The sequence below is a fragment of the Enterococcus sp. DIV1089c genome (assembly GCF_050530965.1).
Taxonomy (GTDB): Bacteria; Bacillota; Bacilli; order Lactobacillales; family Enterococcaceae; genus Enterococcus_B; species Enterococcus_B hirae.
This window is the reverse complement of the sequence record NZ_CP172888.1, coordinates 1,211,556-1,238,399: the sequence shown is the minus strand read 5'-3', so window position 1 is coordinate 1,238,399 and position 26,844 is coordinate 1,211,556. Positions and strand designations below refer to the sequence as shown.

At 38.0% G+C, this 26,844-nt stretch carries 25 protein-coding genes and 1 other RNA gene; 4 read left to right on the top strand and 22 right to left on the bottom strand.

Going from position 1 to position 26,844, the window contains the following annotated elements:
- Positions 1 to 688: 688 nt before the first annotated feature.
- The 6 genes from IGL30_RS05835 to IGL30_RS05810 all read right to left on the bottom strand — a co-directional run bounded on the left by IGL30_RS05835 (position 689) and on the right by IGL30_RS05810 (position 5,761).
- Positions 689 to 1,372, bottom strand: coding sequence for an HD domain-containing protein (locus tag IGL30_RS05835; RefSeq protein WP_088745159.1), 684 nt, complete (start codon positions 1,370 to 1,372; stop codon positions 689 to 691).
- Positions 1,373 to 2,896, bottom strand: a complete 1,524-nt coding sequence (locus IGL30_RS05830; protein WP_123874802.1) for a carboxypeptidase M32 — start codon at positions 2,894 to 2,896, stop codon at positions 1,373 to 1,375.
- 30 nt (positions 2,897 to 2,926) lie between these two features.
- Positions 2,927 to 4,090: a THUMP domain-containing class I SAM-dependent RNA methyltransferase gene (locus IGL30_RS05825; protein WP_010737516.1), complete on the bottom strand. Its 1,164-nt coding sequence runs from the start codon at positions 4,088 to 4,090 to the stop codon at positions 2,927 to 2,929.
- 238 nt (positions 4,091 to 4,328) lie between these two features.
- Positions 4,329 to 4,699, bottom strand: an RNA gene (gene rnpB / locus IGL30_RS05820) — RNase P RNA component class B.
- An 18-nt stretch (positions 4,700 to 4,717) separates the two neighbouring features.
- Positions 4,718 to 5,131, bottom strand: a complete 414-nt coding sequence (gpsB, locus tag IGL30_RS05815; RefSeq protein ID WP_010719243.1) for a cell division regulator GpsB — start codon at positions 5,129 to 5,131, stop codon at positions 4,718 to 4,720.
- A 90-nt stretch (positions 5,132 to 5,221) separates the two neighbouring features.
- Positions 5,222 to 5,761, bottom strand: coding sequence for a DUF1273 domain-containing protein (locus IGL30_RS05810; RefSeq protein WP_123874803.1), 540 nt, complete (start codon positions 5,759 to 5,761; stop codon positions 5,222 to 5,224).
- Between the two features lie 62 nt (positions 5,762 to 5,823).
- Here IGL30_RS05810 and recU point away from each other — a divergent pair, with 62 nt between their 5' ends.
- Both recU and IGL30_RS05800 read left to right on the top strand, forming a co-directional pair.
- Positions 5,824 to 6,471 carry a Holliday junction resolvase RecU gene (gene recU, locus IGL30_RS05805; protein ID WP_010719245.1) on the top strand — a complete coding sequence of 216 codons (648 nt, stop codon included), beginning with the start codon at positions 5,824 to 5,826 and terminating at the stop codon, positions 6,469 to 6,471.
- Positions 6,461 to 8,842, top strand: coding sequence for a PBP1A family penicillin-binding protein (locus IGL30_RS05800; RefSeq protein ID WP_317751604.1), 2,382 nt, complete (start codon positions 6,461 to 6,463; stop codon positions 8,840 to 8,842). Before recU ends, IGL30_RS05800 begins: the two co-directional genes overlap by 11 nt.
- A gap of 45 nt (positions 8,843 to 8,887) precedes the next feature.
- On the opposite strand, the gene nth is transcribed toward IGL30_RS05800, so the two are convergent.
- From nth to IGL30_RS05750, 10 genes are all read right to left on the bottom strand, one after another.
- The gene (gene nth / locus IGL30_RS05795) at positions 8,888 to 9,550 is read right to left on the bottom strand and encodes an endonuclease III (RefSeq protein ID WP_010737512.1); all 663 of its coding nucleotides are present in this window, start codon (positions 9,548 to 9,550) and stop codon (positions 8,888 to 8,890) included.
- A gap of 1 nt (position 9,551) precedes the next feature.
- A complete protein-coding gene (locus tag IGL30_RS05790; RefSeq protein ID WP_010737511.1) occupies positions 9,552 to 10,253 on the bottom strand; it encodes a DnaD domain protein in 702 nt (233 codons plus the stop codon).
- Positions 10,254 to 10,479: 226 nt separating this feature from the next.
- Positions 10,480 to 10,767 carry a DUF5960 family protein gene (locus tag IGL30_RS05785; protein ID WP_014834686.1) on the bottom strand — a complete coding sequence of 96 codons (288 nt, stop codon included), beginning with the start codon at positions 10,765 to 10,767 and terminating at the stop codon, positions 10,480 to 10,482.
- 150 nt (positions 10,768 to 10,917) lie between these two features.
- Positions 10,918 to 12,102, bottom strand: a complete 1,185-nt coding sequence (locus IGL30_RS05780) for a hypothetical protein (protein ID WP_123874805.1) — start codon at positions 12,100 to 12,102, stop codon at positions 10,918 to 10,920.
- 221 nt (positions 12,103 to 12,323) lie between these two features.
- A complete protein-coding gene (locus tag IGL30_RS05775; RefSeq protein ID WP_123874806.1) occupies positions 12,324 to 13,676 on the bottom strand; it encodes an NADH oxidase in 1,353 nt (450 codons plus the stop codon).
- 285 nt (positions 13,677 to 13,961) lie between these two features.
- A complete protein-coding gene (locus tag IGL30_RS05770) occupies positions 13,962 to 14,402 on the bottom strand; it encodes a Fur family transcriptional regulator (RefSeq protein ID WP_010719254.1) in 441 nt (146 codons plus the stop codon).
- A 164-nt stretch (positions 14,403 to 14,566) separates the two neighbouring features.
- Positions 14,567 to 15,493 carry a cysteine synthase A gene (cysK, locus tag IGL30_RS05765; RefSeq protein WP_010719255.1) on the bottom strand — a complete coding sequence of 309 codons (927 nt, stop codon included), beginning with the start codon at positions 15,491 to 15,493 and terminating at the stop codon, positions 14,567 to 14,569.
- Positions 15,494 to 15,629: 136 nt separating this feature from the next.
- On the bottom strand, positions 15,630 to 16,490 hold the full coding sequence (locus IGL30_RS05760; protein ID WP_123874807.1) for a glucosaminidase domain-containing protein: 861 nt from the start codon (positions 16,488 to 16,490) through the stop codon (positions 15,630 to 15,632).
- Between the two features lie 273 nt (positions 16,491 to 16,763).
- Positions 16,764 to 18,758: a transketolase gene (tkt, locus tag IGL30_RS05755; protein WP_010737506.1), complete on the bottom strand. Its 1,995-nt coding sequence runs from the start codon at positions 18,756 to 18,758 to the stop codon at positions 16,764 to 16,766.
- A gap of 98 nt (positions 18,759 to 18,856) precedes the next feature.
- A complete protein-coding gene (locus IGL30_RS05750; RefSeq protein WP_010719258.1) occupies positions 18,857 to 19,111 on the bottom strand; it encodes a DUF896 family protein in 255 nt (84 codons plus the stop codon).
- A gap of 148 nt (positions 19,112 to 19,259) precedes the next feature.
- On the opposite strand from IGL30_RS05750, the gene lexA reads away from it, so the two are divergent.
- Together lexA and IGL30_RS05740 are read left to right on the top strand one after the other, a co-directional pair.
- Entirely contained in the window at positions 19,260 to 19,883 is a 624-nt protein-coding gene (lexA, locus tag IGL30_RS05745; protein WP_010719259.1) for a transcriptional repressor LexA, read from the top strand.
- Positions 19,884 to 20,389: 506 nt separating this feature from the next.
- Positions 20,390 to 20,608 carry a hypothetical protein gene (locus IGL30_RS05740; RefSeq protein WP_010719260.1) on the top strand — a complete coding sequence of 73 codons (219 nt, stop codon included), beginning with the start codon at positions 20,390 to 20,392 and terminating at the stop codon, positions 20,606 to 20,608.
- A gap of 276 nt (positions 20,609 to 20,884) precedes the next feature.
- On the opposite strand, the gene IGL30_RS05735 is transcribed toward IGL30_RS05740, so the two are convergent.
- The 6 genes from IGL30_RS05735 to IGL30_RS05710 all read right to left on the bottom strand — a co-directional run bounded on the left by IGL30_RS05735 (position 20,885) and on the right by IGL30_RS05710 (position 26,805).
- A complete protein-coding gene (locus tag IGL30_RS05735; protein WP_010719261.1) occupies positions 20,885 to 21,397 on the bottom strand; it encodes an adenine phosphoribosyltransferase in 513 nt (170 codons plus the stop codon).
- Positions 21,398 to 21,410: 13 nt separating this feature from the next.
- Positions 21,411 to 23,708 carry a single-stranded-DNA-specific exonuclease RecJ gene (gene recJ / locus IGL30_RS05730; RefSeq protein WP_123874808.1) on the bottom strand — a complete coding sequence of 766 codons (2,298 nt, stop codon included), beginning with the start codon at positions 23,706 to 23,708 and terminating at the stop codon, positions 21,411 to 21,413.
- Between the two features lie 207 nt (positions 23,709 to 23,915).
- Complete coding sequence (locus IGL30_RS05725) at positions 23,916 to 24,353, bottom strand: LapA family protein (protein WP_010719263.1); 438 nt, start codon at positions 24,351 to 24,353, stop codon at positions 23,916 to 23,918.
- A gap of 10 nt (positions 24,354 to 24,363) precedes the next feature.
- Complete coding sequence (locus tag IGL30_RS05720) at positions 24,364 to 25,152, bottom strand: SDR family NAD(P)-dependent oxidoreductase (protein ID WP_010737503.1); 789 nt, start codon at positions 25,150 to 25,152, stop codon at positions 24,364 to 24,366.
- Positions 25,136 to 26,089, bottom strand: coding sequence for a ribonuclease Z (rnz, locus tag IGL30_RS05715; protein WP_010737502.1), 954 nt, complete (start codon positions 26,087 to 26,089; stop codon positions 25,136 to 25,138). Before rnz ends, IGL30_RS05720 begins: the two co-directional genes overlap by 17 nt.
- Positions 26,090 to 26,253: 164 nt before the next feature.
- Positions 26,254 to 26,805, bottom strand: coding sequence for a hypothetical protein (locus tag IGL30_RS05710; RefSeq protein ID WP_010737501.1), 552 nt, complete (start codon positions 26,803 to 26,805; stop codon positions 26,254 to 26,256).
- Positions 26,806 to 26,844: the final 39 nt, after the last annotated feature.

Genomic DNA, 26,844 nt, shown 5'->3' with positions numbered 1-26,844 from the left:
AATATTTTTTTACTTATTTTAGTAACTGTCGTTATTTTTAAGAGGATCACATCTAGCTAATATCAACCCTTAACTTAATCAACTTTCCAATAAATATTCCATATATTCTGAATTTTCCGCCATTAGTTAGCCTTGTTTTTTGTTATGAAATAAAAAAACGAATATTCTATTTGTATATTAAATTCTTTTAATGTTTGCTTCTCTAGCTATATATTACTTGGTCCAAGGCGCTTACCTGTAGCTATTTTCAGAAGTCTTTCTCCCAACACAAAAAACGTTCCCTATGGTCATCAGTTACTACTCATGACCACAAGAAGAGACTGAGACAAACCTTGCCTCAGTCTCTTCTGGTCTCTCTAAAATCGAATAAACGGTGTTCAAAGAGCTGACCTTCGGCGATAAGTCAAAAAATCTCAAAACATGGGGAGCTGTTTCGAGATTTTCATCCTTAATGCTCCTGCGATTACTCGTCGCAGTTTTTACTTGGTAAGCGCTCAGGTCAAGGCACTCTTTTCACGACCTCTTGTTCACGGTGAGACAAAAGTAGCATCTTCGGAAAATTTGCCGAAATTTACCAAAAATTTGAGAAGCACCAAGTAGGTAACAATCAACATCAAAAACGAGTTTTTGTGTTTCTTGTCAATTTTCGGAAATTCCTTCTTATTTCTTGATGCTAAACACTTTTGTCTCAACCTCCTGTTGCCAACCAGCTTTCGGGAGTAAAATCAGGGTCTCCTACTGACCATTCATTGAAGAATTCATCAATAAATTCCCGCATAAAGGCTTCTCGTCGTTTTGCTTCCTTTATACCATATGGGGTGTTCATCCTATCTGGTAATAAGAACAATTTTTCGTAAAAATGATTGATCACAGTGGACCCTTTGCGATAATCTTTTTTATTTTGATAACTGATTGGGTACCGACTTTCATCAAAAATGGGATGGCCATGTCCACCACCAAAATAAGCCGTACGCAAAATACCAATTGCTCCTAAGGCTTCAAGACGATCTGCATCTTGAACAATTTTTCCTTCAATAGGTAATGCCATTTCTTCACCTGACAACCCTTTTGAAAAAGACAGGTTTTCAATAATCAAAAAGATTGATTCAATGGTTGCATCTGATAGCTCTAAGCGTTGCAAAAATTGATGTAACTCTGCTTTTGCTTTCGTTTCATCGGCTACTACTTTATCATCGATCGTATCATGCAAATAAGCAGAAGCAAGGGTAATCAATGGATCAGCTTGCGGTTCAGTTGCTAAAATTTTCTCTGCTAATTTAACGACTCGTACCGTATGATCAATCCCGTGTCCAGTTTGATCCATTGCTAATTGCTTGAAACTGTAATCAGCAATTTCCTGCAGTTTCTCCATTTATTTTCCTTCTTTCTCGCTACTGAATTCAGCTACTTGATAGACCGAAAAATAGATTTTTTTCATGTAATCGATCAAATACTGCGGATTTAGCACCTCACCGGTTGCATCCTGAATCAATTGCGTTGGTTTTCTAGATGCACCATATTGATGGATCTTTTCTTTCATCCATTCTTTGACTGGTCGATAATCATCGGATGCTAACACTTCATCGATCGAAAGCTCTTTTTCTAATGCGTGAAGCAGTTGCGCAGCATACATATATCCTAAAGCATAAGATGGGAAGTAACCAAAACTAGCTCCTGACCAGTGGACATCTTGCAAGATTCCTTCTAAATCATTCGCAGGTCGTATTCCTAGATATTCCTCATACTTTTGATTCCAAATAGTTGGTAATTGAGCCACGTCCACGCCCTCATTGAAAATCATTTTCTCAATTTCATAACGAATAATGATATGCAATGGATACGTTAAACTATCTGCTTCAATTCGGATCAAGCTTGCTTGGGTTTGTTTCAGCGAGCGATAAAAGTCAGTAAATGAAATATCATCGAATGTTCCTTCTGCACATTGTTGGAAAAATGGATATTGTTTTTCCCAGAAACTTCGATTGCTACCAATGATGATCTCATTGAACAGTGATTGAGATTCGTGGATTCCCATCGAAGTACCTTGGTAAATCGGAGTATAAGCAAATTTTTCGTCAATATCTTGCTCATACATTCCATGACCAGCTTCATGGATCACGCCAAAGACTGCCATTTTAAAGTCATGTTCATTCCAACGAGTCGTAATACGTGCATCATTATGATTGATCCCGATCATAAAAGGGTGGATTGTGTCATCTAAACGTCCTCTTGAGAAATCATAACCTAACTGTTCAATCACGCCTGTGACAAACCTTTTTTGTTGGGCTTTAGTCATTTTTCGAGAAAGAAAAGAGGTATCTGGTTCATGACCTTTTTCTGCTAAGGTTTTTCTAATTTCCATGATCCCTTCTTTTACTTGTTGGAAAACACGATCTAAGATTTCAACAGACATCCCTGGTTCATATTGGTTGAGTAACACATCATAATCAGTTGCTTCGTCTTTTTTCCAATAGGGTATCAACTGTTTTGTTAACTCAATATTTTTAGTCAATGCTTCTTGAAAATCCGCAAAATTTTTCGTTTCACGAGATTGCTGCCACTGCACCTGTGCGGTAGAAGTTGCTGCTGTCAATGCAGTCATCAATTCTTCAGGAACTTTATATTCAAGTTCATAGTCTTCTTTGACCTTCTCGAACACGATTTTTCCCGTTTCAGATAATTCATTGGGATGTTCAGAAAAATATTGGATGGCTTCTTTGATCTTAGGTCCAATTTTCTTTGAGAAATAAAGACTATAAAGATAACTATTGACTTCACTACGATCCTCACTCGCTTTTTCTGGCATACCCGTTTGGATATCCCAATCTAAAATGCCCAAGGTTTGTTGCAAGAGATTGATTTCTTTTAGTTCTTTCATCAATTCTTTTTCATTCATCATTTATTCCTCCATCCATCCCATATAATTTTAAATCGTTTTGTCTTTTCTTGGTGGCCGCGTTCCCCAGTATTGGAAGAGATCAGTCCGTAAAGCTCCGTTATACAGTTTACGTTTTTTAGTAGCTTTTTGCCCATAATACTCTTCAAAAGTAAGGTCACTTGTCAAAATGTACTTACTCCATGTCTTTAATGGACGGAAAACATCGCCCATTTCTTCATACAAGCGACGAACCGTTTCTTCTTCACCTAAACGCTCTCCATAAGGCGGATTCGCGACGATTACGCCGTATTCTTTATCCGTTTTGAAATCTTTGACTGCTTGTTGTTTAAACGTGATTGAAGAGCCTAAGCCAATTTCTTCCGCATTCGCTTTAGCAATTTCGATCATCCGCCCATTGATATCAGAACCTGTGATATCGAGTTCAATATCATAATCTGCTTGCTCTTCTGCCAATGCTCGAACATTTTCCATAACATCTTTACTAAACCAATCCCATGATTCACAAGCAAATTCACGATTAAATCCTGGTGCAATGTTGTGTCCAATCAAGGCAGCTTCGATGCAGATCGTACCAGAACCACACACTGGATCATAAAACGGACGATCTTTTCGCCAATTTGTCAACATCACTAAAGCGGCTGCCATGTTTTCTTTCAACGGTGCGCCGCCTTTTTCCAAACGATATCCCCGTTTGAACAAACTAGGACCAGTTGTGTCTAGTGTGATCATGACATGATCTTTTAGTAAAGCGACTTCTAATTGAAAATGTGCGCCTGTCTCCGTTAATGGAACAGATGCCGGACGGTGATAATACTTACGCAATCGTTCAACGATCGCTTTTTTAGTGATCGCCTGACAATCAGGTGTACTATAAAGCTTAGACTTGATTGATTTTCCTGCAACCGGAAATTCAGCATCTAAAGGTAGAAAGTCTTCCCAAGGTAATGCTTTAACTTTCTCAAATAGTTCATCAAAGGTAAACGCATCAAATTCCCCAACAACGATCTTTACCCTGTCAGCTGTTCGTAACCATAAATTTGCTGTAGCGATCGTTTCCATCGTTCCTTTGAAACGTGCCCGTCCATTTTCAACTTGACAATCAATGCCTAAGTCACGTAGTTCTTTTCCAACAAGGGCTTCTAACCCACTTGCAGCCGTTGCCACAAGATTAAATTCTCTAGTCGTATCCATACTTATCTCCTTATAAGAAAAGCTGAACGTGGTCGTCCAGCTTTTTGCAAAATCAAACCGAAAAATGAATCAGTATTTTTTTCATACTTATCTCTAAATTGCCATTCTTCACTCGTTCATTTTTGTGTTCCTGAACAAACAAGCCATTTATTGAATGGTATAAATCAGTGGTGACACTCTAATGTTAAAAAAAACCTTCACAACATGGTTGGAAGGTATTCCCTGTTATATTGCGGTTTTCTGTAAGCCATGTTCTGTACACTACTTTTCCAGGGAGAAAAAGCAATGTGGTAACCATCTATCTGCAGTTAACCTGCCTTTTTGTCTCGTTCTTAATTCCCAACAAAAAGCGCCCCTACCATTGTTTGGGTTGCTCGCTCGAGGGGTTTACCGCGTTCCACCGAATAAGTTTCCCTATCCGCTTCGTCACTGTGGCACTTTCAAGGATACTTAAGCATAGTTAAAAACCTTAGCTTGTTTTCCTGCCGTTACTCTAATAGAGCACCTTAGCTTATTGTTTCGCTAAGCACGAACACTACAGGCATCACAGCCTGTGCGAGCATGGACTTTCCTCAGCCTGATCATGTCAGACCGCGATTACCCAAAAACCGCAATGTATCATCAATCTTAGAATTGACGTGTCTTTTCGTTATCATCGTCACTTGCATTTGTGTAGTTGTTTGGGTTAGGTTGGGAAACATTCACTGTTGATGATTGTTGATCCAATTTTTTTCCAAATACTTCACGTTCAAGATTTGACAAACGTTTCAAGATATCGAAATTTGTGACTGCTGCACTTTTCGGTGTTTCAACTTGTTGAACACGCGTTTGTGCTGCTCCTTGTGTTTTTGATAATTGTGCTACTTTGGCACTTAATTTATCATTTTCTTCTTGTAAAGCAAGGAGTTTTTTGCTGTAAGTTTCATAATCTTTGATGATATTGTCTAAGAATTCATCCACTTCGATGGGATCATAGCCACGCATCTTTGTTTTGAATTCTTGTTGTAAAATGTCTTTAGGACTATAAACCAATTCCGCCATATTTACACCTCTAGTTTTCATTTACATAATAACAGTTTCTACCTATATCATTGTATCGGAAATAACTTGATAAATCAAACACTATCTGAATTATTCACTGAAATTTTGTAAATCATCCATACTGACTAGCCGAATTTCATAAGAATGATCCTGTTGATAGGTTTGCGCCTCTTTCAGAAAATACTGGGTTTTCCCTGGAAACTCAGGATCATAAATTAATAGACAGCCATCGGTATGGTCAAGTAAAAAACGCGTGTGGTTTCTTAATTGGCTAGGCGACTGATAGGCTTGATGGCTAACTGCTTCAACGTAGTCTGCTAACTGTTCTGCCGTTCTTAACTTTTCTTGATTATTCTCATTCCAATTATTTCCAAACTCTTTGAATGGATAGATGATCCCCAACTTTAACTCAGGGTATTCCTGCTTTAATTCAGCAACTACTTCCGTGACCCATGTTTCTATACCCAAGTTTCCACTAGTAAGAACCCATTCAAGTCCTTCTTCGACTAATTGCTGTATCTCTTTTTTTAAGACTTTTTTAATAACCGTTATTTTAGGGTCATTTTCCTTAAAAACCCCAAGTTCAAAACTTCGATAACCGGAAATATACATCACTTTTAATCGGTCCATTTGAGTTTCCTTTTCTTTCTTGATTCTTTTTTGCTATAATGTTGGCTAGGAGTGTGATTAAAATGGTTTTACGCTATCCAAACGGCCAACCCTATCATAAGAATGCCTCTTTAAAGGAAAAAGTTCAAGAAAAAAGAGAATCAGCCATTGAATTTGGCAATCGAGGGATGCGTTTTGAAGAAGCAATTAACGAAAGTAACCAGTATTACTTAGCGCACCAAGTAGCTGTTATCCATAAAAAACCAACCCCCATTCAAATTGTTAAAGTAGATTATCCTCGACGTAGCGCCGCTGTTATTAAGGAAGCTTATTTCTCACAGGCCTCCACAACAGATTATAACGGTGTATATCGAGGTTTCTATTTGGATTTTGAAGCGAAAGAAACAAAGAATAAGACATCTTTTCCCTTCAAAAATTTCCATGCGCATCAAATTGACCATATGGAAGCTTGTCTAAAGCAACAAGGAATTTGTTTTGTCCTATTATGGTTTTCTACGTTGAAGCGTTGCTTTTATTTAGATAGTACTTATCTGATCGATTATTGGCATGCGCAAAATGATCAGGGGAAAAAGTCGCTTCCGCTTTCATTGATCGAAAAAATAGGGATCGAGATCCAAACAGGTTTTTCGCCACGTATCCCTTATCTAAAAGCGGTAGATCAATACTTATCAACATTAACTATCGAAGGAGATCGCAAGAATGGCAAATGAGCAAACAAGAACTTCCAGACGAAACAGTCCCTCTTCTTCTAAAAAGACGAGTCAAACAAGAAATAAAACTTCTGGCAAAGGTTCCGGGCATAAGAAGCGTGGGCTTTTCATCCGTATCATCTTGATTTTATTTTCTTTGATTTGTATCGCTTTCCTAGCCGGTGTCGGATTATTTTGGTTTTATGCAAAAGATGCTCCAAAATTAACGGACACTGCATTAGATGCGACTGTTTCTTCTAAACTTTACACACAAAATGGCGAATTATTTGAAGATTTAGGAGCAGAAAAAAGAGAAAAGATTACCGCAAACGAATTGCCGAAAACGTTAGAAAACGCCATCGTTTCTGTTGAAGATCGTCGTTTCTATAAACATATCGGGATCGACCCAGTTCGGATCGTCGGCTCTGCACTTTCTAACTTTACTTCTGGAGGACTTCAAGGTGGTAGTACATTGACCCAACAATTGATTAAGCTCTCCTACTTCTCTACCAACGCTTCAGATCAAACCTTGAAACGAAAAGCACAAGAAGCTTGGTTAGCTGTAAAATTAGAACAACAAAAATCAAAACAAGAAATATTGACTTACTATGTGAACAAAGTCTATATGTCCAACGGATTATACGGAATGGAAACGGCAGCAGAAAATTATTTTGGTAAAAGATTACCAGAACTTTCATTACCACAGACTGCTTTGTTAGCTGGAATGCCACAAGCGCCTTCTGCCTATGACCCATACCAATATCCAGAACAAGCCAAAAAACGGCGAGATACTGTTTTATATACCATGTTACAAAACAAGAAAATCTCTCAATCAGAATATGATGCTGCAGTGAATACACCAATCGATGATGGTCTTCAAGAGATGAAAAAAGAAGATGATAATTCAAAAATCGTTGATAATTATGTCAAAGAAGTCATCAATGAAGTTCAAGAAAAAACGGATAAAAATGTATTTACTGATGGATTGGATATCTATACTAACTTAGATCTAGACGCACAAAAACATCTTTATGATATTGTCAACACTGATGACTATGTCAACTATCCTGATGATGAAATGCAAGTTGCTTCTACGTTGATCGATGTCAATACTGGTCAAGTAAAAGCGCAAATTGGCGGTCGCCATATTGCAGAAGATGTCACACTAGGTATGAACTTAGCTGTTAATACTTCTCGTGACTTCGGTTCGACGATGAAACCAGTCACAGATTATGGCCCAGCTTTTGAATATCTAAAATACTCTACAGGAAAAACGATCAGTGATGCTCCTTATAACTATGAAGGAACCTCAACACCAGTAGGCAACTGGGATAACCGCTTTATGGGGACGATCACCTTAAGACAAGCCTTGTATCTTTCTAGGAACGTTCCAGCTGTCAAATTGTTTAATGAAGTCGGCGCAGATAAAGTCAGCACCTTTTTAAAAGATCTTGGAATCGAATATAGTACGATCCATCAATCAAATGCGATTTCAAGTAACACAGAAAAACAAGACGGCACAAAATATGGCGCTTCTTCCTTAAAAATGGCGGCTGCCTATGCTGCTTTCGCTAACGGAGGAACGTATTATAAACCACAATATGTCAATAAGATCGTCTTCCAAGACGGCACAGAAGAAACGTTCGATCCCGATGGTAATACAGCTATGTCTCCAGAAACAGCCTATATGGTCACAGATATTTTAAAAGATACATTAATAAAAGGAACTGGGACGAATGCGTTGATTCCTGGATTATACCAAGCTGGGAAAACCGGGACTTCCAACTATACGGATGATGAGTACGCAAAATTAGGAACTTCTAGCGGTGTGTATCCTGATATTTTATTTGCTGGTTATACACCAAACTACGCCATCTCAGTATGGACCGGTTATAACAACAAAATGACACCTGTCACCTCCGCTTCGTCTCATGTTGCTTCTGATGTTTATCGAGAATTAATGAAATATGTATCATCCAGCGTCACAAATAGCGATTGGCAAATGCCTAGCGGACTGGTAAGATCTGGCGGTGAATTATACTTTACCGATCAACTCAAGAAAACACCAAGTACGACGATCCCTTCAACAACGGTGCCATCTTCATCAGTGACACTGGTACCTGAAAGTTCGACACCGGTATCTTCTTCGTCGGAATCGACAGAAACTTCAACAACTGAGTCATCTGCCGAATCTTCGACATCGGTAGATAGTTCAAGTGAAAAAAATGATTCAAGTAGTTCAGCTGAAACGCCAGAAAATAGCAGCAGTAGTCAAAGCTCTTCATCTTCGGCAACTCCTGAGTCATCCACGACACCACCAGCGCAAACACCTCCGGAGAACAATGCACAGTCCGGACAGTCCTCTAGTCGTTCAACGTCTTCTGGCACATAACAAAAAAGGAAGTTGAGAAAAACCTCAACTTCCTTTTTTTATCTTTTATTTTACGTTCAATGTTTTTTCTTTCATTCTGTTTTTTCCATCTTGACACATGTCTAACAAGGGGCAAACTTCACACCGTGGACTTCTTGCCGTGCAATGATAACGACCAAAAAATATTAAAGTGTGGTGAGTCTTGACCCATAATTCTTTTGGTACTTTGCGCATCAGCGTTTCTTCTACTTCCAACACCGAGGCATTCAACTTACAAATCCTTAAACGTTTTGTTACTCTCTCGACATGAGTATCCACAGCAATTGCTGGTATACCAAAAGCATCACCTAAAACGACATTCGCTGTCTTTCGTCCAACTCCTGGAAGAGAAATCAATTCTTCTCTAGTTTGAGGAACTTGACCTGAAAAGCGATCCATCAATTGTTGGGCACATGCTTTGATATTTTTTGCTTTATTGCGGTAAAGACCAATCGTTTTGATCTTAGGGATAATGTCATCAATCGGAGCCGCAGCCAGCTTTTCAGGAGTTGGAAAAGCTTCAAAAAGAGCTGGGGTCGCTTTATTAACTGAGACATCGGTTGCTTGAGCACTGAGTATGACAGCAATCAACAGTTCATAAGGGTTTCGATGTTTTAATTCACCATGTGCTTCTGGGAACATGTCGTACATTTTTGTCAAGGCTTCCATTGTTTTTTGTTTACTTAACATATTATTCCTCCAGCCAATTTTTCAACGTAACTTTTGGCAAGGCTTCTGGTTGTGCGTTAGTGGTTTCCACTTCTTTTTGTAACATTTGTTGTTTTCGTCTTTTTTGATCTTCTTCTACTTGTTGCTTCGTCTTTAAATTTTTACGTTCCCAAGACAACAAGATTCGATCCACATAGTTAAAACTATACGCTTGATTCAAAACAGCCTCACGTAAAGCAAGTTTCAGAATTTCCGGTTGATAATGATCTTCTTCTAACCATTGACCGATCCGTTGAAATTCGATGGCTGACAATGGGCGACCAAATTCCTGTTCAAATAACTGATAAACAGACTGCACCATTTTTTCTTGACTTAAATCAGCTTGTTTTTGATTTTGACTTTCCAAAAAATTCCCTAAAATTTCATATATAGGATATAGATTGTAACGATCAGCTTGCTTACCATCAATTGTTGCTGTTTCAATTTTAATAAACCCATTACTGATCAAGTGATTTAAAATTTGATAGATACGCTCTTGTTTGACACCCATATCCAACGCAATCGAGTGTAAATCTGGGAAAAAGTCTCCTTCGAGTTGCGCCCTTTGCAATTGCAAAATAAATAAAAACTCTTCTGCTTGTAATCCGATACGATGATAATTTTTTAACAACAAGTTCGATATCGTTGTTTGTCCCGCTTTTAAGTAATTTTCTAAGTTCAACATGATTTTTCCCTCACTTCAAATCCAGTATACGGAAAAAGCTTGTTCGAGGCAAGGTAGCTTTCCTTTACTTCTATATGTTTTTTATTTTTTGTTTCACTTTTCCACTTTTCGGAATAAATATAATATTCGCTCTATCAAATAGCATCTGCCGTCGCAAAAAAGCCAGGTCTCCCAATCATCAGTCGATTGAAAAACCTGAACTTTTTTTAAATGATTAGAGAACTGCTTATTTATCTTCTTCCGTTTGTAAGACGTAAGGTTCTCCTTCATAAGTATACTCCGTATTGATTGTTCCGTCGTTTTCATCTGAATAAACGCGACGACTGAATGGGAAACGATGGGAATTGCCATCTTTTGCTACTTCCCCACTCATTAGATAATAATCCTCTTGTGTTTCATTCAATTGGTTGATTACTTGATCTGCTAATTGATCGACATTAATTGTTTCATCTTTTGCTTCTTTTTTATAATCATCCAGAAATGCTGCTTGTTGTACAAAGTATTCTTTTTCCATCATTTGATTGCTCCCTCGTTATAATTTGACATGATCTGCATCATCCTCTATTTATTTTGTCAGAAAACGAATTGAAAGACAACTTATAGCTTTTATGTACCATAGAAAAAAATACTTTAGCCTAAAGAAAGAGCAATTTGGTCTATTTGATTATCGAAGTACTTCTTTAGTTGTAGATTCTTTTTTTATTTTTTTTGAATTGTTTTCTTCATTGACATATTTGCACGCACTCTCTGTCAAGCAACTGAGTTTCCTTTTATTATCTAAGGCTTTTTCAGATTTCACCGCCATTATTATATCATTTAATGCGTTTTCTAATTTTTCTAAATTCTTATTATCTGTCGAAAACACTCTAAAGGCTTTAGGATTTTTGAAACTTTTTTTAAATGTATCTGGTGAATTAGAAGCGTTTATCAGACTTTTTTGGATAAATTCTAATGCTATTTTTCCTTTTGAATATGTAGTACCACGAATCGGGTTCTTTTTAGCCATGTTCTTTCTCTCCGCTTTTAGTTCAAGATAAACTTTAAACAGATAAGTTAACTCACTAACCTGTTCTCTACTAAATTCCTGTTTGTCTTTTATAAGTGCTCTAACGAACAACTCACGGCTTTTTTTGGTGCTTCCCAACTTGGGATGAAAATGATCTTTAGTATTTTGTAAAATAGGTTCACGACAGTTATATAATGCTACCCTTAAAGTGCCAAAAATTTCTTTTATTGGACAATTGGCTAACGCTCCATCATATCCTCCCATATTAAGATGGAGTCCTTCATAGCCATTTTCTCCTTCTCCTAACTGATAAATAAATTTTGCTACATTGCATCGACTCTCTTTATGATGGTCAAGTTTACTTTCAAAAAGTATTTTACTCAGTGGAACTAGGTTTTTAAGGGGGATCATTGTAACCGTTCCTGTAAAATGGTGGTCATTCATATGTTTTAGTTTATCAACCATTATTACCATAAACTGATCTTCTTTTCGATAGAGGATCAATCCAAATACGTGATCCATACTTTTTCTAGTAACATATGCTGGGAGTACCATAAATTCTGTTGAATCATTTTTTTTCATATTCATAATGATTTGTTGTAATTCTCTTGGATCACTCGCATCATAAAAGGCAATCGTCCTTTTCAATGAAGAAATCACTGGTAGTTTTTTTTCATGTTTAAGAAAAAAATCATTTTTATCATCTTCAATCATTCTGATAAATTTAGAGAATAACAATTGATAATTCTTTTTTCCTTCTTCACCGACAACTTTGAAATCATTTGCTTCTGCTAACCCTAATGCAAGGCTAAGCAGGGAATATGACCGTTCATACTTATTCATGCCATCACTCCTGATTAGAATAGTTGAATTTTATCATATAAAAAAGAAACAAAAGAATCTCTTTTTCTTATCTTTAGAAAAAAAGATTCTTTTGTTTCGATAATACCCGTTGATACCTTTACGTAAAAAAAGAGAGACTGGGACAAAAGTTGTCTCAGTCTCTTCTAGTATCTCTAAAAAACGAATAAACAATGTTCAACCATTCGCTGATTGCTGATTGCTTATTGCGCAGTTTCGATTTCGCCCAATGCAGCTTGTGCCAATAGGTTCAAGTAGTTCCATGGACGGTCAAAATGAGGTTGGAAGAAGAAATCAGATAGCGCTAGATCTTCAACGGTCATTTTATTTTGAACAGCCAGTGACATCGTATTTGCTGATTGAGTGATATCATATTTCGACATGAATTGGGCACCGACAATGCGGTTTGTCCCTTTTTCATAAACCAATTCCATCATCACTTTTTCATTTGTTGGCATGAATTCTGGACGATAATTGTCTTCAAAGACCGTTGCTTGGACTTCTAAATTATTCATAGGTGCGCTCTCTTTTGTCACCCCTGTTGAACCAATCGTCCAACCAAATAGGTAAAGTCCAGACGTTCCTTGCGTTCCACGATACGCCATTTTATGTTCAGTCAAATTATTTCCTACCAACAATCCTTGACGAACTGCGTTAGTTGCCAAAGGAATATAATTTTGGGTACCACTTGGGTTATAACTTACTACAGCAGAATCCCCTGCAGCAAAGATATCTGGATCACTTGTTTGCATATATTCATTAACTTTGATGGCTCCATTAGGTAACGTATCAACTTTTCCATCAACTAATGTCGTATTTGGTCTAAAACCAACACATAAGATGACCATGTCCGCGTCAAAAGTTTCTTTAGCAGTTGCTACTTGTTTCACTTTACCCTCTTCATCCGCAATAAACTCAGAAACATTTTCACCTAATGCTAGAGTAACTCCACGGTCGACAAGTTCTTTTTCTAATACATCTGTGAATGGTTTATCAAGATATTTATTTAAAATACGATCTAAACCATCAATCAATGTAACTTGTTTACCAGATTCAACAAAAGCTTCGACTAATTCGATACCGATATAACCGCCACCTACGATGACCACCCGTTTTGCATCTTCTACTTGTGCAATAATTTCATTTGCTTGGTTATAGTTTTTACATAACAAAATATTTTTTGATTCAATACCTTTGATTGGCGGAATGATTGGCCAAGAGCCAGTAGTCATTACCAATTTATCATAAGAAACTGTTTCAACTTCACCAGTTTTTAGATCTTTGGCTGTCACAGTTTTCTTTTCAGTATCCACGTCAGTTACATCATGTTCCATTTTTACAGTTGCACCTAAAGAATGTAGTTCTTCAGGATTAGAATAGAATAAACCGGCTGGGTCTTTTACTACACCACCCACGTATAATGCGATCCCACATGATAAAAAGGAAATATTATCATTTCGCTCGTACACAGTAACATCCGCTTCTGGGTGATTTTTTAAGATACTTTTAACAGCTGCTGTACCCGCATGCGTGCAGCCAATTACTACAACTTTCATATGTGAATCCCTCCGATTAACGATTTGTCCTTCGACAAGTTTAAATATAGCAAAAATAAAACGGATACAACAGTTTAATGCTTGTGAATTCACAAATTCAACCTTGTTGTTTTCTGTTCATTCTCCTGCGCAATTGCTGATTACTCCACGATTTACTTGTGAAAACAAAAACATATACTATAACCTTTGTGAAAGAAAGAGAAAAAATAAAAAAAAGTCAGTGATTTGTTTATCAAACTGACTAATTTTTTATTTTTTCATATTTTTATCAATACTTTCAGCAAACTAAATCGCTTGTTCTTTTTGACACTCAGGACAGCGACCATATAATTCCAAACGATGCTCATTGATCTCAAAGTTCGTCAATCGACCAGCTGCCATTTCGATATCCGCTAAATCAGGATAATGAAAATCGACGATCTTTCCACAATTTTCGCATATCACATGATAGTGACGTTTTGAACTAAAATCGAATCGACTAGATGAATCCCCAAATTTCATCTCTTGTACAAAGCCAATTGAAGTAAACAATCTTAAATTGTTATAAACTGTTGCCACACTCATATTCGGAAAACGATCTTCCAGAGCACGATAAATTTCGTCAGCAGTTGGATGTGAATGATGTTCAATCAGATACTCTAAAACTGCATACCTCTGAGGTGTGATCCGTATATTTTCCTTTTTCAATTTTTCGATTGTTTCTTCAACTAATAGTTTATTCTCCATTTTTAACACCCCGCGTTGTTATTCTCGTCCTATCATACTATTTCTACTTTTTAAAATCTACTTTTCATGAAAAGAAATTTCAAATTAATCATAATATTGCGAAAAAAGACGCAATCAAGGAAAAAATCTCCTTAATTACGTCTAAATGTTGTGGTAAGAATTCTTTACATTTCTTGATAAAGCGCTGTTGACAAATAACGTTCTCCGTTATCTGGGACAACCGCTAAGACTTTTTTCCCTTTACCTAACACTTTCGCTTCTGCCAAAGCAGCAGCAATCGCTGCGCCTGATGAAATGCCTACTAAGATTCCTTCTTTTTTTCCAACTTCTCTAGCAGTGGCTAACGCTTGATCCCCTGTTACAGAAACTACCCGATCATAGACGCTCGTATCCAAAGTATCTGGCACAAACCCTGTCCCAATCCCTTGAATTTTATGTGGTCCTGCTTCTTTCCCTTCTAAAATCGCTGATTCGGCTGGTTCAACTCCAATGATTTCAATTGCTGGATAGACTCGCTTCAACTCTTTACCGGCACCAGAAATCGTTCCTCCAGTGCCAATCCCTGCTACAAAAGCATCTAACCCATTCACACCAAACGCCTCTTGAATCTCATGTCCAGTTGTTTTCTCATGGATAGAAGGATTTGCTGGATTTTCAAACTGAAGTGGCAAGAAGTAGTCATTTTCCGCTGCTAAACGTTTCGCTTCTTTGATTGAGCCACTGATTCCATCCTTACCTGGCGTGAGCAGTAATTCAGCACCATAACCTTTCATCAATAAGCGTCGTTCGATACTCATCGTTTCTGGCATCACGATGATCACTTTATACCCTTTAGCTACCCCAACCATGGCTAATCCGATCCCTGTATTTCCTGAAGTCGGTTCGATGATTGTGTCTCCTGGCTTAAGAAGGCCATCCCGTTCTGCTTTTTCAATCATACTTAATGCAATCCGGTCTTTTACGCTACCACCAGGATTAAAAAATTCCAATTTCACATAAACTTCCGCTGAATCTTCTGGAACCAAATGATTAAGCTTAACGATCGGTGTCTGACCAATCAATTCTGTAATCGAATGATAAATTTGTGTCATTTTAAGTTCCTCCTTAATATTTTCTTCTATTCAATGATAATACAACTAAGAAACTTCTGGCGAATAATTCGCCTTTTCAACGTAAAAAAACAGGAAAGCTGCGAAGAGCCTTTCCCGTTTTTATCTCTTAATTTAACTAAACGTTTATTTCTTGTCCGACTAATAAGGAATAGTTAGACATCGTCATCCCATTTTTAGCCATTAAGTCATCAACTGACAAACCAAATTTCTGTGCGATATCCCACAAAGTATCACCTGAAACCACTTTATAAGTCTGGCTACCACTTGTTGAAGAGGTAGTTGACGTAGTAGTCGTTGTGGTAGTACTTGTCGTCGTTGTGGTACCAGAAGAAGGCGTATCAAATCGGGTTAAATTATACGTATTAATCAATGAGTTCAATTTTGCTCCGTAACCCGGATCTGTTGCATAACGACCAGTTAGATATGCTGTCGCATCGTAAAAACTCGTGGTATTACTTTTCCAGACACCAGCATAATGATAGTCTCCAGTTGAAAAACTAGTTGAACGCAAAACGTTGGCATGATCTTGCAGAGATTCCCAATAAGAAGAATATTTACGGAAAGGTTCATTCATCGTGACCCATTGTCCATTAAGATATTCCTTTGTAGCCATATAAACGACTTGATCACTATAACTTCCTTTAACTCCGAATAAATTATAGTTTGGCGCACTTGCCAGGCTAGATGTGCCATAAGCACTTTCTAATAAAGCTTGGGCAATCATGACCGATGCATATAAATCATTGTTTGCAGCCACTTCAGAAGCTGCCCAACCGATTTGATTGATGAAAGCTTGTGGATCTGCAGTCGTTTGTGTGACCTGCTCATCTGCTCGTACATTTTGCGGTGCTGCTGTAACCATCATTGGCCCCACTAAAAGAGTTGTCCCCATCAAAGGAGCAATCGCTTTTTTATTGATCACCATGGTTCTTTTATTCTTTTGGTGTCGGGCACTGCGGGTTTTCAGCTCTTGCATTCGAATTCCTCCTCAAAAAAATAAAAAACTCTTGATAAAGTTTCCATCTTTAAACAATCTTAATTAATTAAATTATACTTTTAATTTATGGGAAACTCAAATCAATCTTTACTATTTTTCTTTTTGTAACACGAACGTAATGTTAAAGAAACATTAAGTAATATTAAACACGAATCATTATTCTAATTTTCTACTACAAAAAAAGAACATCTGAAAATAGTCTCCTTTTTCAGATGTTCTTAAACGTTTGTCGTAAAACTTCTTTAACTCATTTTATAATTGGTTGAAAGTTGCTACAACATTTTCCACAGTGAAACCAAATTCTTCAAGAATTTTATTTCCTGGAGCAGAAGCACCAAAATGATCGATCGTGATAGTTGTTCCTTCTGTCCCAACATAGCGTTCCCAACCAAATGAAGCTGCTGCTTCAATAGCTACTCGTTTTGTTACGGCTTTTGGTAAGACGCTTTCTTTGTATTCTGCAGATTGTTTTTCAAATAAATCGAAACTTGGCATTGAAACGACTGAAACATCTTTTCCAGCTGCTGCCAATTCTTTTTGTGCTTTGACTGCTAGATCCACTTCAGAACCAGTCGCGATCAAGATACCTTCTGGTGTTTCTCCTTGAGCTGGTGATAGTACATAAGCTCCTTTTTTCACCATTTCGTCTGCCACTTCTTTCGTTGATGGCAGAACTGGAAGATTTTGACGACTTAAAACCAAGATCGTTGGTGTATCAGTCGATTCCATTGCTACTTTCCAAGCAGCGCGTGTTTCATTCCCATCGGCTGGACGAATCACGTGAACACCTGGCATACATCTTACAGACGCTAATTGTTCGATTGGCTCATGTGTTGGTCCATCTTCACCAACCGCCACTGAATCATGTGTCAACACGTAGATGACCGGTGTATTTTGAATAGCTGCTAAACGGACTGCTGGACGTAAGTAATCAACGAAAACAAAGAATGTGCCGCCATAGATACGAGTTCCGCCATGAAGCTGGATACCGTTCATCGCAGCTGCCATCGCAAACTCACGAACGCCAAACCAAATATTACGACCTTCATAATGTTCTGGAGTAAAGTCTTTGTCCGCAGTGACCATCGTATTATTCGAACCTGATAAGTCCGCTGATCCGCCCCAGAAACTTGGGATTGCTTTTGATAACTCTTGAATCACTTCTTTGCTTGAAACCCGGCTAGCTTGACTTTCGCCTACTTCATAAGAAGGTAATTCAGCATCCCAGTCAGCTGGAAGTTTTCCAGCAAACGCATCTTCAAATTGTTGAGCTAATTCTGGATAAGCATGTTTATAGTTTTCAAACATTTCTTTCCATTCATTTTCAGCTTTTTGCCCTTCTTCAACCATTGTTTGGTGGAATCTTTCAGCTACTTCTTCTGGAACTGTGAAATCAGGATACTCCCAACCATACACTCCTTTAGCCATTTTAATTCCATCATCGCCAATTGGTGCCCCATGGACAGCAGAAGTTCCTTCTTTAGGAGCTCCGTAGCCGATCACTGTTTTGACTTCGATCAATGTTGGTTTTTCAGTTTCAGCTTTTGCTTCTTCGATCGCTTGATTGATGGCTTCTAAATCATTTCCATCTTTAACCAAAATATGTTGCCAGCCATAAGCTTCATAACGAGCTCCTACATTTTCAGTGAAAGCTTTTGAAGTAGGACCATCTAATGAAATATCATTTGAATCATACAATACGATCAATTTACCTAATTTCATGTGAGCAGCCATTGAACTTGCTTCTTGCGAAACGCCTTCCATCAAGTCGCCGTCGCCACAAAGAGAATAAGTATAGTGATCTACCACTTTGAAGTTTTCTCTGTTATATGTTGCTGCCAAGTGAGCTTCTGCCATTGCCATACCTACAGCCATAGCGATTCCTTGTCCTAACGGTCCAGTTGTTGCTTCTACTCCGTCAGTATGATTGACCTCTGGATGTCCAGGTGTTTTTGAATCCCATTGACGGAATTGTTTTAAGTCATCGATTGTGACTTGATAACCTGATAAATGTAGTAAGCTGTATAACATTGCCGAACCATGTCCTGCGGATAAGACAAAACGGTCACGGTCAACCCAATTTTTTGAAGTCGTTGGGTTCACTTTCAAATGTTTCGTCCAGAGTGCATATGCCATTGGGGCTGCCCCCATTGGTAACCCTGGGTGTCCAGAATTTGCCTTTTGAACTGCTTCAATACTTAATGTACGGATCGTGTTAACGCCAAGTTGGTCGATTTTGTCGAACAAAATAACCCCTCCTATTAATTTAGGTTTTTTTTACCTTTATTTCTTACTTACTAATTTTATTAGATACGTCTAGAAAAAGCAATGTTTTTTAGTAATTATTACTGAAACTTATTTCCTCGACGATGTAAGCCTTTTTCACGTTGGATTTCTTTCAATTTTTCTGGAGTGACATCGTTACCTTCTGGATCAACGATTTTCATCCCTTCGATATGGTGTCGCATCCCAGAACGAAAAGCAGACAGATACTCTTCTCTTAACGCCAATTGTTCTTTTTCTTCGTCAGCTGTTAAGCCTTCTGTTTTCTTTTTTTGGGCCAGTTCGTTGATGCGGGTAATTTTTTCCGGTGATAACATAGCAAGTCCCCCTTTTTACTCTACTTCATATTATATAAAAATCACGAAAAAAACAACTAGTATAAAATATTTTAAATACGAACATTTGTTTGAAAGAAGTAGTTTTATGTGGTACTATTTAATTATTAATTGAAAGAAGGTGTACTCTGTGGCCCGACAAACCGAAACCAGACAAATCGAAGTCTTACGATATATCCACGAGCAAGTTTCCCAAAAAGGCTACCCACCAACTGTTCGGGAGATCGGAGAAGCGGTTCAGCTTTCTTCTACCTCCACAGTTCACGGTCATCTTGCACGATTGGAAAAAAAAGGATTTATTCAACGTGACCCTACGAAACCACGTGCAATCGAATTAACAAAACAAGGATTAGCCAAAATAGGGGTAAAACCTTCCACGATTCCAGTGCTTGGTGTGGTCACTGCAGGTGAACCGATTTTAGCAGTTGAAGATGCGTCCGATTTCTTTCCGATCCCTCCGAACCTTTCTTCTGAAGATGGAAGCTTGTTCATGTTGACGATCCGCGGAGAAAGTATGATCAATGCAGGAATTTTAGACGGAGATAATGTAATTGTCCGTAAACAAGAAACTGCCCAAAACGGGGATATCGTGATTGCAATGACCGCCGAAGATGAAGCGACTTGTAAACGATTCTATAAAGAAAAAAATCATTTTCGTTTACAACCGGAAAACGATCTTCTTGAACCGATCATTTTAGATCAAGTCTCTATTTTAGGTCGAGTCGTTGGGCTCTACCGCAGTCATATCTATTAAAGACGATTTTTTTGACTAGACTTAAGTGAAGGTCTTACTCGCATACTCATTTATTTGCAGTAACTGCTATATCTATCAATAAAGACTGAAAAACCCGGGGCAAAGTGTCTCGGGTTCTTTAATGGGCATTAAGATGGATAAACGATGATTAAGTGTCCATAAACGGCCTGAGTTTTTTCTCTTGTGCTTTCCTCACTCCTTAAATAAAATGCACCGATCTCCTACTTTTTTGTCGATCTTTGTCGTATTTCCATTTCGATTTTTTCATTTGGTACCACTACAATCGTCATTTACCTACCATGATCTGCGGCATGATTTAGATCAAATACAGCTAACTGCTTTAAATACAGTAAATAAGCAAATGACCTGTGCTGGTTTAAAAAAATTCTGAGTATTACACACATAGATTTCGATCTTTTTTGTTCTTCCCTCTTTACAAAACGAACAAAAGTTCGTATACTAATTATACGAACTTTTGTTCGTATAAAATAATGAGGTGAGAAATCATGAAATCAATGAGACGTCTTGGCTTAGTATTAATGGTATTATTTTTAGGCATTATTATTGGTAATTTTGGTATGCGTACAGCATTGTTGATCTTTGTTCCGTTGTTTGCTTTATGGTTTATGTTGTGGGATGAAAAGAAATACCGTCAGTCTGAACGGCGTCGGATTCATGATGACACTTTTTATCCAGACTCCTATTATCGATCGAGACACTCTTGATCTTGACCCATAAAGAATCCTGAATAACGAAATAAAAAAACACATATGTAAGAGTCAGAAAACGGCTCATGCACAAAAAAGTAGTCGATTGTTCCCCCCCATCAAAAAACAATTGACTACTTTTACAAATACACCTGCACAAACTAAAAATAGTGAGCAAGCGTGCTTAGGATTGCTTCACAAAAAAGAGAGTGGGACAATTAGTCAGAAAAAATCTGATTAATGCCCCACTTTCTTTTTACATTTATTTTTAATGTTTATTAAGCAAAAAATCGTTTAATATTCCATCAAGGTGATCATATCATATCCTTCGATTTTTTCACGACCATCTAAGTCCATTAGTTCGATCAAGAAAGCACAGCCAACAACGACACCGCCCAATTTTTCTACTAATTCGATGGTTGCTTTGATCGTTCCCCCTGTAGCTAATAGGTCATCACAAATCAAAACTCTTTGTCCAGGTTGGATCGCATCTTTATGGAGTGTCAATGTATCTGTACCGTATTCCAGTCCATAAGTTACTTCGATCGTTTCACGAGGCAACTTCCCTTTTTTACGTACAGGTGCAAATCCAACTCCTAATTCGTAAGCTACAGGACAGCCAACGATGAATCCTCGCGCTTCTGGTCCTACAACCATATCGATTCTTTTTTCTTTCGCATAGTCTACGATCTGTTTCGTTGCTTCTCTGTAGGCATCTCCATCAGCCATAAGGGGCGAGATGTCACGAAAAATAATTCCTTTTGCTGGATAATCAGGAATACTTGCAATATATTTTTTTAAATCCACTATTTGTCTCCTCCTAGGTTGTTAACCTTTTTTTAATAGAGGGAATATCACTTAACAATAAGAATTCCTCTACTTTGATTTTTTTTATTCGTTGCTGATAACGCACGCTATCAGTCAACGGATGACTTTTGGGATTAGCGATCTTTTGCAAAACGCCATCTTCTATTGTAACAAATTTCAATTCAAAAAACACCTGAATCATAAAAATTAATAATTTTTGTGGTATTTTTAGATATTGAGCAATCGAGCCTAATTTATAGCGAATATCTATTTTTTCTTGTGTATGGATCAGTTTGAACAATTTGGCATATTGTTCTCTTGACCCAACTCCATTCAAATAAGCTTCTTCATAAGAAATCCCTAATAAGTACATTCGATCGAAAGAACCAAAGACAAGGATTTCTTTTAATATTTCTAAATCATTTGGACAATCAACTACCAGCAAGGAATGATATGAATTATCGTGGATCAACTGCTTGATATGTTCCACACTTTCGAACACGTGGACATTGTCTGTAGCCAGTCCAGAGATTTCTTTTAAAGAAGAGCGATCAAACGCAAGATACAATGTTTGTGGATCAACCTTCGTTAACTGACGGTATCTCTTTGAACGCCAATCAAAAATTTGAAATCCATCAACAACAAAGTCTGATACCAGCAATTGCGGTTTTTTCCGACCGTTCCATTCATTGATAGCTAATTTCCCAACGATATCCACTGGATTATTTAACAGCTCAGCTTCTTGGTCGCCAAAACCAAATGCTACCGCATCTAACGGACTAGCTTCTTCCATCAATGTTAACTTCAAATGTTGCTGACTCGTACCAATTCTTTTCACATTTTCAGCCAAGATTTGGCGAAACAGAAAGTGAGGTACCGCATTGTCTGTACCATATGGTGCAAGTAACTTTAATTCATTAAGCAATTCGATAGTTACATCTTTGGGTGTAAGGACTTCGTCGATCGGTAGAGCTGCGCCTTTTGTCAAATCTATTTTTTGTTCGGAAACATACTGATTCATTCGTTTTTGTAATTCTTGAAGATTATCACTAGGCATCGTTAACCCTACAGCAGCATGGTGTCCTCCAAAGAAAGTAAATAAGTCACGCATCGCATCTAACATTTCATATAGATTCAGGGCTTCGACACTTCGGCCAGATCCTTTCGCTGTACCATCTTCTTTGATCGTTAAGACGATCGTCGGTTTACCAGTGGCATTCATCAGCTTACCAGCTACGATCCCCAACACTCCCTCATGCCACCCAGGATGGGCAAGAAGGTGGATCTGATTCGTTTCATCAATCATTTCCAATGCTTCTTGGGTAATTTTTTCAACGACTGCTTTTCTTTCTTCATTGATCGTGTTGAGTTTTTTGGCATACGTGAGTGCCGCTTCCTCATCAAAGGTAGCTAGCATCTCGACAGCTGGATTAGGATCACCCATTCGGCCAATCGCGTTGAGCCGTGGGGCAATTGAAAAGCCGATGGTCGTTTCATCTGCTTCTTTCATAGAGACGCCACTTTCATTAAATAAAGCTTGTAAACCGATCCGTTCGGTTTCTTTGATCGTATCTAACCCTAAAGCAACAAGTGTGCGATTTTCCCCTGTCATTGATACCAAGTCTGCAATCGTTCCAATCGCCACTAAATCTAAAAATTCAGCAGGAGGTTCTTCTAATAATGCTGTTGCCACTTTAAAAGCTACTCCGACACCTGCTAGATCAGGAAACGGATAATTTCCTTGTGGATGTCGTGGATGCACGATAGCGCAGGCTTCAGGTAATTCACTGGGCATTTCATGGTGATCTGTGATGATTACATCAACACCTGCTTGTTGCGCATAAGCTACGGCATCGTGACCAGCCACACCATTGTCCACTGTAATGATCAATTGCGCACCTGCATCGATTTTTTCTTGATAAACGGCTTTGTTTGGTCCATAGCCATGGATAAAACGATTGGGTAAAAATGTTTCGACATTGGCGCCGAGTAGCTCCAATGTTTCTTTCATCACTGTCGTACTTGTAATCCCATCTGCATCGTAGTCACCATAAACGACTATTTTTTCACCATTGATCACCGCTTCTTGGATTCGACTGATGGCTTTATCCATGTCATGCATTAAGTAAGGATCATGCAATTCTTGATGTTTGGGATTCAAAAATTCTTTTACTTTCTCTACATCACGATAGCCTCGTTGCCAAAGTAATTTGCCAATAAAAGGCGATAGATTCTCTTGCTTTATACTTTGAAGAAACATTTCAGTCGGTTCTGATTCACTTAATTGCCAATCATAATTTGCTTGTCTCACTTGCTCACCCCTAACCTAGTTATTATAGCAAACGAAAAGTTTAAAAAAAAGAAGAAAGATAGCCACAAACACATTAAAATGGTCTTCAAAAAGTCGTTACGCACTTTTTGAAGACCATTTGACAAACCCGAAACTCAGCCTTTTACCTCTCAGCCAAATGTAACAATGCTTCCTGCCATCTTTTATTTTGATCTCGTTCATAAAACTTTAGTCAAAATAATTATAGCTTTGCTTTGCTGAAATTTTCTGCGTATCAGATGTTGACGACTGTGCTTGTTGTAGTTGTTTTTTCGTTGCTTGTAATTCTGCCTGATAAGCAGCTTCTAATTCTGCTCGTTCATTTCGGAATGTTCGTTGTTGTTCTTCCTTTGCTTCAGCAATTTTTTTATCAAGATTTTCTTGATAATCTGATAGTTCCTGCTTTAATTGTTTGATTTGTTTTTTCTGTTGCCATAGAGTGGTTGATGCAGTAACAAAAACAATCAATGCACCAATAATCGCCGAACCAATGATAACTAAAATCAATGGTGCAGAAAATGAAGCAATCCCAAAGTTAACAGGAACATTTCTGTTGTTTAATACAGCAAATACGACAATAATCAAGACAAGCAAAAATCCAATAATCACACTACTTTGTTTTTTCATACTCTTTCACCTACTTTTTATTAAAAATCCCACTTGCGAGGTAGTCGCCAATAGTCGGAAAGAGAGTGTAAAATTTAGCCGCTATTTCAAGAAGGACAGGACGATTCACTTCACGCTTTGGATGTTCCATTGTTCGTACAATTGTTTTTGCTAGTTTCTCCGGTTCTAAAACAAGTTGACTAACTTTTTCTAAATAACTGCCGGTAGGATCAGCTTTATCAAAAAATTCAGTAGCAACCGGTCCTGGATTCACCGTAGTGACTGCCACTCCAAGTGGTCTTAATTCTAATCGTAAGGCATTAGAAAAGCCTAAGACAGCAAATTTTGTTGCTGAATAGATCGTTGATTTTGCCGTCGCCATTTTCCCAGCCATTGAAGCAATATTGATGATATGTCCTTGCCTTCTTTCAGCCATATCAATCGCAAATTTTTGAGTTAGGACCATCATTCCTAGTACATTTACTTCAAACATATCGTAAGCTTTTCCTAAATCGAAAGTTAAAAAATCTTCAAAAATGCCAAAGCCGGCATTATTGACTAACACATCTACACGTCCGACTGTTTGCATCACTTGTTCATAGAGCCGATCGACGCTGTCAGGATCACTCACATCTACTGGAAAAGCATAGGCTTCCTTTCCGCTTAATCTCTGACATTCTGCTTTAACCTCATCAATCAATTGGCTGCGTCGAGCACAAGCAATGACGATGGCACCTTTTTTTGCAGCTTCATAACAGATTTGAGCGCCCAATCCACCAGAACTACCGGTAACTAAGACAACTTTATTTTCTAAATTCATTCTTTTCCTCCTCACGAAATGGAATATCGACAGTATCAAAATCTTTCATGATCCTTGTATTTGCAAAGACCTCACGTGCCTCTTCTTCTAGTTCTTGCGCAGCTTTTCCTAAATAGCGCGCACTAATATGGGTTAATAACAAACTTTTCGCTGCTGCTTCTTTAGCTACTTCAGCCGCTTGATAAGTCGTCGAATGGAAGTAGTTCTTTGCCAGCTTGGCTTCATTTTTGTTAAACGTACTTTCATGAACCAAAACATCACAGTCTTGGGCCAACACGACTGAATTTGCTGTCTTCCTCGTATCACCTAAAATCGTAACGATCCGCCCTTTTTTGTCTGGTCCCACAAACTGCTTCCCGTCCACAACCCTTCCATCAGGTAATTGAACAGATTCTCCTTTTTTCAACTTTCCATATATTGGTCCAGCCGGAATATTCAGTTCTTGTAATTTTTCAACTTGAAGCTCTCCTTTATGGTCATGTTCCACAACCCGAAAGCCATAGCTGGCAATTCCATGATCTAATTTTTTAGTATAGACAGAAAAATGCTGATCTTGAAAAATCGGCTGATCTTCAACTAACTCGATGAATTTCAACGGATAGCCTAAACGTGTTTGCGAAACAGCTAACGAAGTTTTGACAAATGTTTCGATTCCTTTTGGTCCGTAGATCTCCAAGGGCGTATCTCCCCCTTGGAATGAACGACTGCTTAACAAGCCTGGCAACCCAAAGATATGGTCACCATGTAAGTGAGTAATAAATATCTTTTCAATCTTTCTTGGACGAATGTTGGTACGTAAGATTTGCATTTGCGTTCCTTCACCACAGTCAAATAACCAGACTTCATTTCTTTCATCCAAAAGTTTTAATGCAATACTGGTAACGTTTCGATGTTTGGCAGGTACCCCTGCACCAGTTCCTAAAAATTGTAATTCCATAATCTACCTGACTTTCTTTAAACTCACTATTAATTTTATGGGAAATGTGCCGGATAATCAACCGAAAGTCCGTATTGCTTCCTAAATAATTGCATTTTTATTGGTACTAAAAAAAGAAAAACGCCTTTTTCACGCGTTTCTCTTTCTTTATTCTGTTCGTCTCTTTATTGAGGATGTTTGTCTTTCCACGATTTCCGTGCCGTTTCTTGTGTTTGTTTTTCGACTTCTTTGGCAGCGTGGACGTCTTCTTCGACCTCTTCATAATCTAAGCGAGTAATTTCGCCACCTAAATCCATCATGACTAATTGGTTCAAAGGACGATTATCTTCTTCTTCAGCAATCAAAATCAAACCGGTTGCTCCTTCGCCAATTTTATTGCCCACAAAATCAAAAACTGTCTGAGCATCTTGGATTTCCTTGGCATCCTGCGTAGCACCGATCATCCCGCCAGCAAACCAACCTAAAAGAATCCCTAGTGGGCCTCCCAAGACACCGACTAACATTCCGATTAAACCACCTTTTGAAGATTTATTATTTCCAGTAAAATCCAAAAAATCCTCTATTTTGAATTGATGCGTTCCATTAGGATCATGACTAATCACTGCCATTTGTTCACCCTTGATGGCACGAGAAGCGTGTAATCGTTTGATTTCAGAAAATGCTTGGTAAGCTTGACTCTCTACAGGGAAATTCAAAATAATCACTCGTTTGCTCATAAAAACACTCCTCTATTCATTTTCTTTATTCTAACTTTT